A 14,368-nucleotide genomic window follows, 5' to 3' on the forward strand; every position below is an offset into this window, starting at 1 on the left:
CTCACTCCGGCCTTGCTCCCGGGAGGACCGCGCTGCAGGGCCCATCCTGGGCCCCAGCGCTTGACGGGCATCCATGCCCGTCACCTCCCTGCGCAAGGCCTGCGTTCGGCCTCCTGAAGTCGCGAAGGTACGGGCGGCGCCTGGGCTGACGCAGCTGTCGCTAGCGGGCTATGGGGCTAAACTTTTGATCGGCAACGGCAACGGCAACGGCAACGGCAACGGCAACGGCAACGGCGGGCAGCGTCACCACTTGTGCGTTCGTCGGCGCGCCGACTCAAACATCGATCGTTTCTCTGTCACGCAACTGTATTGTTGACTATCCTGCGATCTGTCCCAGTACACTTCGCAACTGTTACGGTATTCTGCCTCGGCAGTGAGTCGCACAAGAACAACGATCCCGTCCGCGCTTCGAGAACACGCCATGACCAACCTGCTGCTGTACCAGCGTATCGCCCAGCAACTGGCCGACGACATCCGTCGGGGTGTCTACCAGCCGGGTGAGCGGGTGCCGTCGGTACGCAAGATGAGCGCCCAGCTCAATGTCAGCCACGCCACCGTGCTGCAGGCCTATGCCAATCTCGAGGACCAGGGCCTGATCCGTGCCCGGCCGCAGTCGGGCTACTATGTCCACCAGACCCCGGCGCTCACGGCGCAGACCCCGGATATCGCCCGGGTCGAACGCCCCGGCCTGGTCACCCGGGCGAGCATCATCCAGCAGGTGCTGGTCGAGGCGCGGCGCGATGGCGTCTTCCCCTTTGGCGCGGCGGTACCCCATGTCGACTACCTGCCCGTGCGCGCCCTGCACCAGCAGTTGGCCAAGGTGACGCGCTTCCATAGTCCGCGTGCCTTCAGCTACATGTTCAGCCCCGGCTTCGAGCCGCTACGCCGACAGATCGCCATCCGCATGCGCGATGCCGGCGTGCTGGTCGATCCCCGTGAGGTGGTGGTGACCCATGGTTGCGTCGATGCCCTGCAGATGGCGCTGCGGGTCCTGACCCGGCCGGGCGACCTGATCGCCGCCGAGTCACCCACCTACTACGGTCTGCTGCAACTGGCTGACCTGCTCGGGCTCAAAGTCATCGAGATTCCAAGTGATCCGTCCACCGGCATCAGTCTGGAAGCCCTGCAGCTGGCCGCCAACCAGTGGTCGATCAAGGCCTTGGTGCTGACGGCCCGGCTGAGCAATCCACTGGGTGGCACCATTCCGGAAGAGCGGCAGAAACAGTTGCTGCGCCTGGCCTCGGATTTCGACATCCAGATCGTCGAGGACGATATCTACGGCGAGCTGATGTTCGAACAGGGGCGCACCAAGGCGCTCAAGGCGTTCGATCGGCTGGATCGGGTGATCTACTGCTCGAGTTTTTCCAAGACCCTGTCCCCGGGGGTGCGGGTCGGCTGGATGATCGCCGGGCGTTACCAGGACGAGATCCAGCGCCTGCAGACCTTCACCACCCACTCGGCCTGCAGCGTCACCCAGATGGCGGTGGCCGCCTACCTGGAGAACGGGGGATACGATCGTCACCTGCGCTACATTCGCCAGGAGTATCGCAAGAACCTCAGTGCCTACCAGCTGGCGGTGCAGCAGCATTTCCCGGACGGCACGCAGATGACTCGACCCACCGGGGGCTTCATCCTCTGGGTGAGCCTGCCGGGACGGGTCAATACCCAGGAGCTGCACGTACGGGCGCTGGAGCAGGGGATCAGTATCGCCCCGGGGCTGATCTTCAGTAATACCGAGCAGTTCAACCACTGTATCCGCCTCAACTGCGGCATTCCCTGGAACCGCGAGGCGGAGCGGGCGGTGATGACCCTGGGGCTGCTGGCCCAGCAATTGTGCCGCGAGCCAACGGGTTCACTTTTGTAGGCTTGTCAGATGAGCGGGGAACAGGGAGCATACGTGTTTTGCAGCTTACGCTTCCGGTACCCATGAATCTGCTTCGTCCTCTTGTCATTGCCCTGTGTTTCGCGTTGTCCTGGCTGCCGGCCGGAGCGGCGCAGGCTGCCGAGCCTGCTGCCAAGGCGCAAGGTGTGCACAAGTCGGCGGTCAAGGCTCCAGCCAAGCCGGCTGCCAAGGCCAAACCCAAGGCAAGAGCCAAGCCCGTCAGCAAGGCTGTTGCCAAACCGCTGCCCAAGCCGAAGATCGACCTGAGCCTGCCGAGTGAAATGGTCAGGCATCTCGAGCCGGACCTGGGTGACGGGCCGGTGGTGCGCAAGGCTCTGCTACCGTCTATGTTCCCCACCAAGCCCGAGTCCGACAGCAGCCCGTTCCAGCTCAACGGGCGGCTGATCAGCAACGAAATGCAGTTGCAGTTGCGCAATGACAGCCGGCGCGATGTTGACGGCGCGGCCATCGAATTCGAATTCCGCAACTGACTGCCGGGTCACGGTTGATTTCATCCGTCCGGCAATTTCAAACATATGTTTGAGCGGTTAGTATCCAGGGACGTTCGTCCCGTTTTGCTCCTGGGAGTCCTGTTGTCATGAAATGCCGCGAGGGTTGTGGTGCCTGCTGCATCGCCCCGTCCATCAGTTCGCCGATCCCTGGCATGCCGCAGGGCAAGCCGGCCGGCGAACGCTGCCTGCACCTGAATGTCGAAAACCTCTGTGCGCTGTTCGGCAAGCCCGAGCGGCCGCAGGTGTGTGGTGGCTTCAAGGCGGAAGCGGACATCTGTGGCAATGATCGTGACGAAGCCATTCGCATCATCGGATGGTTGGAGCAGATGACGGCGGCGTGACAGGTTGGATCTTCGACAACAAGGAACAAGATGATGAGATCGATCAAAGGTATTGCACTGCTGTGTGGCATGGGCGTCCTGCTGGCACCGACGGCCTGGGCCGAGAACTGGCAGGTGGCCAAGGACGAGGAGGGGATCAAGGTCTCCCTCAGCGAAGTGGCCGGCTCGAAGTACAAGGCCTATCGCGGCGTGACCGTGATCAAGGCGCCGCTGGCCAAGGTCAAGGCGCTGCAGGAAGACGTGGCGGGGGCCTGTGCCTGGATCCACGAGTGCAAGTCGCAGAAGCTGCTCAAGAGCGAAGGTGACCAGAGCTGGACCTACACCCAGTTCAACACGCCCTGGCCGGTGACCCCGCGGGATTCGATCCTGCATGTGACCACGGTCCAGGAGGCTGATGGCAGCCTGACCCGCAAGCTTCAGGAAGAGCCGAAGTATCTGCCGGAAGAAAAAGGCTTCGTGCGTGTCGCCCAGGTGGAAGGCTTCTGGAAGCTGGTGCCCAAAGGTGACAGCACCGAGGTGACCTATCAGGTGCACACCGAGCCGGGCGGCAGCGTGCCGTCGTGGCTGGCCAACAAGTTCGTGGTCGATGCGCCGTTCAATACCCTCAAGGGGCTGAAGGAGCGGGCCGAGAAATAGTGTTTGGCCTATCGCGGGGCTCCGTGGGAGCGGGCTTGCTCCGCGATAGGGTCGGTACCGGCACTACAGAAACAAGAAAGGCTGCCCGAGGGCAGCCTTTTTGCGTTCAGCCGGCAGGCTTACTTGCGGTCCTTCAGCTCAACGATGTCACGCTGCTCGTAGCCGGTGTACAGCTGGCGCGGACGGCCGATCTTGTACGGGCTGGAGAGCATTTCCTTCCAGTGCGAGATCCAGCCGACGGTACGCGCCAGGGCGAAGATCACGGTGAACATGCTGGTCGGGATACCGATGGCCTTGAGGATGATGCCCGAGTAGAAGTCGACGTTCGGGTACAGCGAGCGCTCGACGAAGTACGGATCGGTCAGGGCGATCTCTTCCAGGCGCATGGCCAGTTCCAGCTGCGGGTCGTTCTTGATGCCCAGCTCGCTGAGCACTTCGTCGCAGGTCTTCTTCATCACGGTGGCGCGTGGGTCGCGGTTCTTGTACACGCGGTGACCGAAGCCCATGAGCTTGAACGGATCGTTCTTGTCCTTGGCCTTGGCGATGAACTTGTCGATGTTCGAGACATCGCCGATTTCATCGAGCATGGTCAGTACGGCTTCGTTCGCACCGCCGTGGGCCGGGCCCCACAGTGCGGCGATGCCGGCGGCGATACAGGCGAACGGGTTGGCGCCCGAGGAGCCCGCCAGGCGCACCGTGGAGGTGGAGGCGTTCTGCTCGTGGTCGGCGTGGAGGATGAAGATCCGGTCCATCGCCTTGGCCAGCACCGGGCTGATCGGTTTGATCTCGCACGGGGTGTTGAACATCATGTGCAGGAAGTTCTCCGCGTACGACAGGTCGTTGCGCGGGTACATCATGGGCTGGCCCATGGAGTACTTGTAGACCATCGCGGCCAGGGTCGGCATCTTGGCGACCAGGCGAACCGCGGAGATTTCGCGGTGCTGCGGGTTATTGATGTCCAGCGAGTCGTGATAGAACGCCGACAGGGCGCCGACCACGCCGCACATCACTGCCATCGGGTGGGCGTCGCGGCGGAAGCCGTTGAAGAACGACTTCAGCTGCTCGTGAACCATGGTGTGGTTCTTCACGGTGCTGACGAACTGGGCCTTCTGCTCGGCATTCGGCAGTTCGCCGTTGAGCAGCAGGTAGCAGGTCTCGAGGTAGTCCGATTGCTCGGCGAGCTGTTCGATCGGGTAGCCGCGATGCAGCAGGATACCCTTGTCGCCGTCAATGTAGGTGATCTTCGACTCGCACGAGGCGGTCGCCATGAAGCCTGGGTCGAAGGTGAAGTGGCCGGATGCCCCCAACCCGCGGACGTCGATAACATCGGGACCAACGGTGCCGGTTAAAATGGGCAGCTCGACGGGGGCAGCGCCCTCGATGATCAACTGCGCTTTTTTGTCAGCCATGTGGCCTCCTATTAATGCTTGAAATCATCAGACAGACCCCCCACGCAGGGCCCGCACCACTATAGAGGGATAAATTCGAATGTCAATTTGCCTAAAGGCTGGTTGAAACGCCCTCTGAGGCCTGGTTTTTCACGAAATTCTCGCCCGTTTACGCCTTTTGTTCACTAAAGGCAATGCGCTATTTGGGCGAGCCCCTCACGTTGTCATAAGCAGCCTAACTGTCTATACTCGGCAGCCGACTCCCAGGGGCTTTCAAGCCCGCCCTGCTGGGTGTCGTCGCTCTCCTGGGTGGTGGGTACCTGACCAGTACACTTACCAACAACTTTGCCCTGTTAGCTAGGGGCTCTTCAGTGTGAAAAAAGCCGTGAAAAGCCAACGACCTGTAAACCTAGACCTAAGGACCATCAAACTCCCGATCACCGCGTACACGTCCATTCTTCACCGTATCTCCGGCGTCATCCTGTTCCTCGGCCTTGCCATCATGCTGTATGCACTGGGCAAGTCGCTGGGTAGCGAGGAAGGCTTTGCCGAGGTGAAGGCGTGTCTGACCAGTCCGCTGGCCAAACTGGTGACCTGGGGCCTGCTGTCCGGCCTGCTGTATCACCTCGTGGCAGGTGTGCGCCACCTGATCATGGACATGGGTATCGGTGAGACGCTGGAAGGCGGCAAGCTGGGCTCGAAAATCGTGATCGTCATCTCCGTGGTGCTGATCGTTCTGGCAGGAGTTTGGGTATGGTAACTAACGTCACGAACCTGTCGCGTTCGGGCCTCTACGACTGGATGGCGCAGCGCGTCTCGGCGGTCGTTCTCGCGGCTTACTTCATTTTCCTGATCGGCTACCTCGCCGCCCACCCGGGCATCGACTACGCCCAGTGGCACGCTCTGTTCACCAACAACGCGATGCGCATCTTCAGTCTGCTGGCCCTCGTTGCCCTGGGCGCCCACGCCTGGGTTGGCATGTGGACCATTGCCACCGACTACCTGACGCCGATGGCGTTCGGCAAGTCGGCGACTGCGATTCGTTTCCTGTTCCAGGCGGTATGCGGCGTTGCGATGTTCGCTTACTTCGTCTGGGGTGTGCAGATTCTCTGGGGTATCTGATTCATGGCTAACATTCCAACCATTTCCTTCGACGCCATCATCATCGGTGGTGGCGGCGCCGGCATGCGCGCAGCACTGCAACTGGCTCAAGGCGGCCACAAGACCGCCGTAGTCACCAAAGTGTTCCCGACCCGTTCGCACACCGTTTCCGCCCAGGGCGGCATCACCTGCGCCATCGCTTCGGCCGACCCGAACGACGACTGGCGCTGGCACATGTACGACACCGTCAAGGGTTCCGACTACATCGGTGACCAGGACGCTATCGAATACATGTGTCAGGAAGGCCCGGCCGCGGTCTTCGAACTGGATCACATGGGCCTGCCATTCTCGCGTACCGAGACCGGCCGCATCTACCAGCGTCCGTTCGGTGGCCAGTCCAAGGACTTCGGCAAAGGTGGCCAGGCCGCCCGTACCTGCGCAGCTTCCGACCGTACCGGTCACGCGCTGCTGCACACCCTGTACCAGGGCAACCTGAAGGCAGGCACCACCTTCCTCAACGAGTACTACGCCGTCGACCTGGTGAAGAACCAGGACGGCGCCTTCGTCGGTGTGATCGCGATCTGCATCGAAACCGGCGAAACCATGTACATCAAGTCCAAGGCCACCGTGCTGGCGACTGGCGGTGCGGGCCGTATCTACGCCTCCACCACCAACGCCCTGATCAATACCGGCGACGGTATCGGCATGGCGCTGCGTGCCGGTGTACCGGTGCAGGACATCGAGATGTGGCAGTTCCACCCGACCGGCATCGCCGGCGCCGGTGTACTGGTAACCGAAGGTTGCCGTGGTGAAGGTGGCTACCTGATCAACGCCCACGGCGAGCGCTTCATGGAGCGTTATGCGCCGAACGCCAAAGACCTGGCCGGCCGCGACGTGGTTGCCCGTTCCATGGTCAAAGAGATCATCGCCGGCAACGGCGTGGGCCCGAACAAGGATCACGTGCTGCTGAAGCTGGATCACCTGGGCGAGGAAGTGCTGCACAGCCGCCTGCCAGGCATCTGCGAGCTTTCCAAGACCTTCGCCCACGTCGACCCTGTGGTCGCGCCGGTCCCGGTCGTTCCGACCTGCCACTACATGATGGGCGGCGTTGCCACCAACATCCATGGCCAGGCCATCACCATGGACGCCGAAGGCAAGGACCACATCATTCCGGGCCTGTTCGCGGTCGGTGAAGTGGCGTGCGTATCGGTCCACGGCGCCAACCGCCTGGGCGGCAACTCGCTGCTCGACCTGGTGGTCTTCGGCCGCGCCGCCGGCCTGCACCTGGAAAAGGCACTGACCGAAGGCGTCGAGTACCGCGATGCCAGCGACACCGACGTCGATGTTGCCCTGAACCGCCTGAACAAGCTCAATGAGCGTACCAGCGGTGAAGACGTGGCAAGCCTGAAGCGCGAACTGCAGAGCTGCATGCAGAACTACTTCGGTGTATTCCGTACCGGCGAATACATGCAGAAGGGTATCGAGCAGCTGGCTGGCCTGCGTGACCGCATCGCCAACGTCAAGATCAACGACAAGTCCCAGGCCTTCAACACCGCGCGTATCGAAGCGCTGGAGCTGCAGAACCTGCTGGAAGTCGCCGAAGCGACCGCCATTGCCGCTGAAGCCCGTAAAGAGTCCCGCGGCGCGCACGCCCGTGAAGACTTCGAAGACCGTGACGACGAGAACTGGCTGTGCCACACCCTGTACTACCCGGGTGAGAAGCGCGTTGCCAAGCGTGGCGTCAACTTTGCGCCGAAGACAGTTCCTGCCTTCGAACCAAAAGTCCGGACTTACTAAGGGTGGCTGCTATGTTGAAAGTCGAAGTTTATCGTTACAACCCCGACACCGACTCGGCGCCCAAGATGGAGTCGTTCGACGTCGATACCGGCGGCAAGGACCTGATGGTTCTGGACGTGCTGGCGCTTATCAAGGAAAAGGACGAGGGCTTCTCGTACCGTCGCTCCTGCCGTGAAGGCGTGTGCGGTTCCGATGGCATGAACATGAACGGCAAGAACGGCCTGGCCTGTATCACCCCGCTGTCGGGTGTGGTCAAGGGCAACAAGCTGGTCCTGCGTCCGCTGCCTGGCCTGCCGGTCATTCGTGACCTGGTGGTCGATATGAGCATCTTCTACAAGCAGTACGAGAAGGTGAAGCCTTTCCTGCAGAACGACACGCCGGCCCCGGCCATCGAGCGTCTGCAGTCGCCGGAAGATCGCGACAAGCTGGACGGTCTGTACGAGTGCATCCTGTGCGCCTGCTGCTCGACCTCCTGCCCGTCGTTCTGGTGGAACCCGGACAAGTTCCTGGGCCCCGCCGCGCTGCTGCAGGCCTACCGTTTCCTGGCCGACAGCCGCGACACCAAGACTCAGGAGCGCCTGGCGTCCCTGGATGACCCGTTCAGCGTCTTCCGCTGCCGCGGGATCATGAACTGCGTGAACGTTTGCCCGAAAGGTCTGAATCCGACCAAGGCAATCGGCCACGTACGTAACATGCTGCTGCAAAGCGGCACCTGATTCAAAGCGTTGTACCTGCAGTAAGCCGAGGTGCGGGCGCTGAGCCCGCACTGAGGTAAAACCCGAGCAAGGGCCCACAAAGCCCGCGTTCATTACCTATGAAGATATGAGACCAGCAGGGGCTTCCGGGCTGGTACCCGGAAAATCAGCAGGATCCAGGTGGCGTGGTTCAGTCGCTGTGTTCGGACTTTTCCAGGTTTGCTGTGGCTCTCGCCGATCAGTCCCCTAACCGAGGGTGACCAAGCATGCAAGAAAGCGTGATGCAGCGCATGTGGGATAGCGCCCACCTTTCAGGTGGTAACGCTGCATATGTGGAAGAGCTTTATGAGCTCTACCTGCACGACCCTAACGCTGTGCCAGAAGAGTGGCGCACCTACTTCCAGAAGTTGCCCGCCGACGGCAGCACCGCTACCGATGTATCGCACTCGACGATCCGCGACCATTTCGTACTGCTGGCAAAGAACCAGCGCCGCGCCCAACCGGTATCCGCCGGGAGCGTGAGCAGTGAACACGAGAAGAAGCAGGTTGAAGTGCTGCGACTGATCCAGGCCTATCGTATGCGCGGCCATCAGGCTGCCAAGCTCGACCCGTTGGGGTTGTGGCAGCGCCCTGCGCCCGTAGACCTGTCGATCAATCACTACGGCTTGACCAATGCCGATCTTGATACGACCTTCCGTGCCGGCGACCTGTTCATCGGCAAAGAGGAAGCGAGCCTACGCGAAATCTTCGAAGCGCTGCAGAAGACATATTGTCGCACCATTGGCGCCGAGTTCACCCACATCGTCGATTCCGAGCAGCGCAGCTGGTTCCAGCAGCGCCTGGAAAGCGTGCGTGGCCGTCCGGAGTTCTCCGCCGACGTGCAGGCTCACCTGCTCGAGCGCGTCACGGCCGGTGAGGGCCTGGAGAAGTACCTGGGCACCAAGTACCCGGGCACCAAGCGCTTCGGCCTCGAGGGTGGCGAAAGCCTGATCCCGATGCTGGACGAAATGATCCAGCGCTCCGGCTCCTACGGCACCAAGGAAGTCGTGATCGGCATGGCCCACCGTGGCCGCCTGAACGTGCTCGTCAACACCTTCGGCAAGAACCCGCGCGAGCTGTTCGACGAGTTCGAAGGCAAGAAGATGAACGAGCTGGGCTCCGGTGACGTGAAGTATCACCAGGGCTTCTCCTCCAACGTGATGACCCCCGGTGGCGAAGTCCACCTGGCCATGGCGTTCAACCCCTCCCACCTGGAAATCGTCTCGCCAGTGGTGGAAGGTTCGGTTCGCGCCCGCCAGGATCGCCGCAACGACACCGTTGGCGACAAGGTTCTGCCGATCTCCATCCACGGTGACGCAGCATTCGCCGGCCAGGGTGTGGTCATGGAAACCTTCCAGATGTCGCAGACCCGCGGTTTCAAGACCGGCGGCACCGTGCACATCGTGATCAACAACCAGGTCGGTTTCACCATCAGCAACCCGCTGGATGCGCGCTCCACCGAGTACGCCACCGACGTTGCCAAGATGATCCAGGCGCCGATCCTGCACGTGAACGGCGATGATCCGGAAGCGGTGATGTTCGTCACCCAGCTGGCCATCGACTACCGCATGCAGTTCAAGCGTGACGTGGTCATCGACCTGGTCTGCTACCGTCGTCGCGGCCACAACGAGGCCGACGAGCCGAACGGCACCCAGCCGCTGATGTACCAGCAGATCACCAAGCAGCGCACTACCCGTGAGCTGTACGCCGAGCAGTTGATCAGCGCCGGTCGCATCGACGCCGAGCGCGCCCAGGCCAAGGTCGACGAGTACCGCAATGCCCTGGACAACGGCCTGCACGTGGTCAAGAGCCTGGTCAAGGAGCCGAACCGCGAGCTGTTCGTCGACTGGCGTCCGTACCTGGGCCATGCCTGGACCGCGCGTCACGACACCCGCTTCGACCTCAAGACCCTGCAGGAGCTGTCGGCCAAGCTGCTCGAGCTGCCTGAAGGTTTCGTCGTCCAGCGCCAGGTGGCGAAGATCTACGAAGATCGCCAGAAGATGCAGGCCGGTGGCTTGCCAATCAACTGGGGTTATGCAGAGACCATGGCCTACGCCACCCTGCAGTTCGAAGGTCACCCGATCCGCATGACCGGCCAGGACATCGGCCGTGGCACCTTCTCGCACCGTCACGCGGTGCTGCACAACCAGAAGGACGCCAGCACCTACGTGCCGCTGAAGAACCTGTTCCCGGGCCAGCCGCGTTTCGACCTGTACGACTCCTTCCTCTCGGAAGAAGCGGTACTGGCCTTCGAATACGGCTACTCGACCACCACGCCGAACGCGCTGGTGATCTGGGAAGCCCAGTTCGGCGACTTCGCCAACGGCGCACAAGTGGTGATCGACCAGTTCATCACCAGCGGCGAGCACAAGTGGGGCCGCCTGTGCGGTCTGACCATGCTGCTGCCGCACGGCTATGAAGGCCAGGGTCCGGAGCACTCCTCCGCGCGTCTGGAACGCTACCTGCAGCTGTGCGCCGAGCACAACATCCAGGTCTGCGTACCGACCACCCCGGCACAGATCTACCACCTGCTGCGTCGCCAGGTGATCCGTCCGCTGCGCAAGCCGCTGGTCGTGCTGACGCCGAAGTCGCTGCTGCGCCACAAGCTGGCCATCTCGACCCTGGAAGACCTGGCCGATGGCTCGTTCCAGACCGTGATCCCGGAAATCGACACCCTGGATCCTGCCAAGGTCGAGCGCCTGGTGCTGGCCAGCGGCAAGGTCTACTACGACCTGCTGGAAAAACGCCGTGCCGAAGGCCGCGAAGACATCGCCATCGTGCGTATCGAGCAGCTGTATCCGTTCCCTGAGGACGACCTGGTCGAAATCCTCGCGCCTTACACCAACCTCAAGCATGCAGTGTGGTGTCAGGAAGAGCCGATGAACCAGGGCGCCTGGTACAGCAGCCAGCACCACATGCGCCGTATCCTGGGCCGCCACAACAAGGCGCTGGTCCTGGAATACGCCGGCCGCGACGCTTCCGCCGCGCCAGCTTGTGGTTATGCATCGAAGCACGCCGAACAGCAGGAAAAACTGCTGCAAGACGCCTTCACTGTCTAACGCCTTCGCGCACCTGAAACCGAATTTAAGGAAACACAGATAATGGCTATCGAGATCAAAGCCCCAACCTTCCCGGAATCGGTTGCCGATGGCACCGTTGCCACCTGGCACAAGCAGCCGGGCGACGCCGTCAAGCGTGACGAGCTGATCGTCGACATCGAGACCGACAAGGTCGTCCTGGAAGTCCTGGCCACCGCTGACGGCGTGCTGGGCGCCATCGTCAAGGGCGAGGGCGACACCGTCCTGTCCGACGAAGTCCTGGGCTCGATCGTTGAAGGTGGCGCCGCCGCCGCAGCGCCAGCTGCCGCGCCTGCCGCTGCTGCTCCGGCCGCTGCTGCCGCCGACGCTGGCGAAGACGACCCGGTCGCTGCTCCAGCCGCGCGCAAGCTGGCTGAAGAGAACGGCATCGACCTGGCTACCGTTGCCGGCACCGGCAAGGGCGGTCGCATCACCAAGGAAGACGTCGTCGCTGCCGTTGCCAACAAGAAGTCGGCTCCTGCCGCTGCTCCGGCTGCCAAGCCGGCCGCTGCTGCCGCTGCCCCGGTTGTCGTCGCCGCTGGCGACCGCACCGAGAAGCGTGTGCCGATGACCCGCCTGCGCGCCAAGATCGCCGAGCGTCTGGTCGAAGCACAGTCGAACATGGCCATGCTGACCACCTTCAACGAAGTCGACATGACCGAAGTCATGGCCCTGCGTTCGAAGTACAAGGACCTGTTCGAGAAGACCCACAACGGCGTGCGCCTGGGCTTCATGTCGTTCTTCGTCAAGGCTGCCACCGAGGCGCTGAAGCGCTTCCCGGCAGTCAACGCCTCGATCGACGGCAACGACATCGTCTACCACGGTTTTGCTGACGTCGGCGTCGCCGTCTCCAGCGACCGTGGCCTGGTGGTACCGGTGCTGCGCAACGCCGAATCGATGTCGCTGGCCGAGATTGAGAACGGCATCGCCACCTTCGGCAAGAAGGCCCGTGACGGCAAGCTGTCGATCGAAGAGATGACTGGCGGTACCTTCACCATCACCAACGGTGGTACCTTCGGCTCGATGATGTCGACCCCGATCGTCAACCCGCCGCAGGCCGCGATCCTGGGCATGCACAACATCATCCAGCGCCCGATGGCCATCAACGGCCAGGTAGTGATCCGCCCGATGATGTACCTGGCGCTGTCGTACGATCACCGCCTGATCGACGGCAAGGAAGCGGTAACCTTCCTGGTGACCATCAAGAACCTGCTGGAAGATCCGTCTCGCCTGCTGCTGGACATCTAATCAACTAGCCGCGCGCCGCCGGCCCCGCTCTTCGCAAGAGGCGGGGCCGTGCGGTACGCGGCCTGTAGCTTGTAGCTGATAAGGAATCTTTTATGACCCAGAAATTCGACGTAGTGGTGATTGGTGCAGGTCCTGGCGGCTATGTTGCCGCCATCAAGGCTGCCCAACTCGGTCTGAAGACTGCCTGTATCGAGAAATACACCGACGCCGAGGGCAAGCTGGCCCTGGGCGGCACCTGCCTGAACGTGGGTTGCATTCCGTCCAAGGCGCTGCTGGACAGCTCCTGGAAGTACAAGGAAGCCAAAGAGAGCTTCAACGTGCACGGTATCTCCACTGGCGAAGTGAAGATGGACGTTGCCGCGATGGTTGGCCGCAAGGCCGGTATCGTCAAGAACCTGACCGGTGGCGTCGCCACCCTGTTCAAGGCCAACGGCGTCACTTCGATCCAGGGCCACGGCAAGCTGCTGGCCGGCAAGAAAGTCGAAGTCACCAAGGCTGACGGCACCACCGAAGTCATCGAAGCCGAGAACGTGATCCTGGCTTCGGGTTCGCGTCCGATCGACATTCCGCCGGCCCCGGTCGACCAGAACGTCATCGTCGACTCCACCGGCGCCCTGGAATTCCAGAGCGTACCGAAGCGCCTGGGCGTCATCGGTGCCGGCGTGATCGGCCTGGAGCTGGGCTCGGTATGGGCTCGCCTGGGTGCCGAAGTCACCGTCCTGGAAGCCCTGGACACCTTCCTGATGGCTGCCGACACCGCCGTGTCGAAAGAAGCCCAGAAGACCCTGACCAAGCAAGGCCTGGACATCAAGCTGGGCGCTCGCGTCACCGGCTCGAAAGTCAACGGCAACGAAGTCGAAGTCACCTACACCAACGCCGAAGGCGAGCAGAAGATCACCTTCGACAAGCTGATCGTCGCGGTCGGCCGTCGTCCGGTGACCACCGACCTGCTGGCCGCCGACAGCGGCGTGACCATCGACGAGCGTGGCTACATCTTCGTCGATGACCACTGCGCTACCAGCGTTCCGGGCGTATTCGCCATTGGTGACGTGGTGCGTGGCATGATGCTGGCGCACAAGGCCTCGGAAGAGGGCATCATGGTCGTCGAGCGCATCAAGGGCCACAAGGCCCAGATGAACTACGACCTGATCCCGTCGGTCATCTACACCCACCCGGAAATCGCGTGGGTCGGCAAGACCGAACAAGCCTTGAAGGCCGAGGGTGTTGAGGTTAACGTAGGCACCTTCCCGTTCGCGGCCAGCGGCCGTGCGATGGCAGCCAACGATACCGGTGGTTTCGTCAAGGTCATCGCCGACGCCAAGACCGACCGCGTCCTGGGTGTTCACGTGATTGGCCCGTCGGCTGCCGAACTGGTACAGCAGGGCGCGATCGCAATGGAATTCGGCACCAGTGCCGAGGATCTGGGCATGATGGTCTTCAGCCATCCGACCCTGTCCGAAGCGTTGCATGAAGCAGCGCTGGCGGTGAATGGCGGTGCCATTCACGTCGCCAACCGTAAGAAGCGTTAATTATAAGAAACCACGGCGGTCTGCCCGTCGTGGGTCTTGCGTGCAAGACTCACCGCGGAACGTCCGCCGGACCGGATCACATGGGAAAACCCGGGGTCAACGGTCACAGGTGGTGCGGCGCCA

The 14,368-nt window shown here is 62.2% G+C and carries 13 protein-coding genes; 12 read left to right on the plus strand and 1 reads right to left on the minus strand.

Going from position 1 to position 14,368, the window contains the following annotated elements:
* The first annotated feature begins 73 nt into the window (after positions 1–73).
* The 5 genes from DMX06_RS26190 to DMX06_RS22840 all read left to right on the plus strand — a co-directional run bounded on the left by DMX06_RS26190 (position 74) and on the right by DMX06_RS22840 (position 3,371).
* The gene (locus DMX06_RS26190) at positions 74–316 is read left to right on the plus strand and encodes a hypothetical protein (RefSeq protein ID WP_146232232.1); all 243 of its coding nucleotides are present in this window, start codon (positions 74–76) and stop codon (positions 314–316) included.
* Positions 317–421: 105 nt separating this feature from the next.
* Entirely contained in the window at positions 422–1,864 is a 1,443-nt protein-coding gene (locus DMX06_RS22825) for an aminotransferase-like domain-containing protein (RefSeq protein ID WP_110739472.1), read from the plus strand.
* Between the two features lie 62 nt (positions 1,865–1,926).
* Positions 1,927–2,373, plus strand: coding sequence for a hypothetical protein (locus DMX06_RS22830; protein WP_110739473.1), 447 nt, complete (start codon positions 1,927–1,929; stop codon positions 2,371–2,373).
* A gap of 107 nt (positions 2,374–2,480) precedes the next feature.
* Entirely contained in the window at positions 2,481–2,735 is a 255-nt protein-coding gene (locus DMX06_RS22835) for a YkgJ family cysteine cluster protein (protein ID WP_023628900.1), read from the plus strand.
* Between the two features lie 33 nt (positions 2,736–2,768).
* A complete protein-coding gene (locus DMX06_RS22840) occupies positions 2,769–3,371 on the plus strand; it encodes an START domain-containing protein (protein ID WP_110739474.1) in 603 nt (200 codons plus the stop codon).
* A 119-nt stretch (positions 3,372–3,490) separates the two neighbouring features.
* Here DMX06_RS22840 and gltA read toward each other — a convergent pair whose 3' ends face one another.
* Entirely contained in the window at positions 3,491–4,780 is a 1,290-nt protein-coding gene (gene gltA, locus DMX06_RS22845) for a citrate synthase (RefSeq protein ID WP_110739475.1), read from the minus strand.
* Positions 4,781–5,132: 352 nt separating this feature from the next.
* Between gltA and sdhC the strand changes: the two genes are divergently transcribed.
* From sdhC to lpdA, 7 genes are all read left to right on the plus strand, one after another.
* Complete coding sequence (gene sdhC, locus DMX06_RS22850) at positions 5,133–5,519, plus strand: succinate dehydrogenase, cytochrome b556 subunit (RefSeq protein WP_011534755.1); 387 nt, start codon at positions 5,133–5,135, stop codon at positions 5,517–5,519.
* On the plus strand, positions 5,513–5,881 hold the full coding sequence (sdhD, locus tag DMX06_RS22855; protein WP_023628896.1) for a succinate dehydrogenase, hydrophobic membrane anchor protein: 369 nt from the start codon (positions 5,513–5,515) through the stop codon (positions 5,879–5,881). Before sdhC ends, sdhD begins: the two co-directional genes overlap by 7 nt.
* Before the next feature lie 3 nt (positions 5,882–5,884).
* Entirely contained in the window at positions 5,885–7,657 is a 1,773-nt protein-coding gene (sdhA, locus tag DMX06_RS22860) for a succinate dehydrogenase flavoprotein subunit (protein ID WP_023628895.1), read from the plus strand.
* Between the two features lie 11 nt (positions 7,658–7,668).
* Entirely contained in the window at positions 7,669–8,373 is a 705-nt protein-coding gene (locus DMX06_RS22865) for a succinate dehydrogenase iron-sulfur subunit (protein ID WP_012315348.1), read from the plus strand.
* Positions 8,374–8,618: 245 nt separating this feature from the next.
* A complete protein-coding gene (locus tag DMX06_RS22870; protein WP_110739476.1) occupies positions 8,619–11,450 on the plus strand; it encodes a 2-oxoglutarate dehydrogenase E1 component in 2,832 nt (943 codons plus the stop codon).
* Between the two features lie 42 nt (positions 11,451–11,492).
* Positions 11,493–12,716 (plus strand): 2-oxoglutarate dehydrogenase complex dihydrolipoyllysine-residue succinyltransferase, encoded by a 1,224-nt coding sequence (gene odhB / locus DMX06_RS22875; protein WP_110739477.1) that lies wholly within the window; start codon positions 11,493–11,495, stop codon positions 12,714–12,716.
* Between the two features lie 92 nt (positions 12,717–12,808).
* Positions 12,809–14,245 carry a dihydrolipoyl dehydrogenase gene (gene lpdA / locus DMX06_RS22880; protein WP_110739478.1) on the plus strand — a complete coding sequence of 479 codons (1,437 nt, stop codon included), beginning with the start codon at positions 12,809–12,811 and terminating at the stop codon, positions 14,243–14,245.
* The last annotated feature ends 123 nt before the right edge of the window (positions 14,246–14,368 follow it).

The organism is Pseudomonas mosselii, from assembly GCF_003205295.1.
GTDB lineage: Bacteria > Pseudomonadota > Gammaproteobacteria > Pseudomonadales > Pseudomonadaceae > Aquipseudomonas > Aquipseudomonas mosselii_B.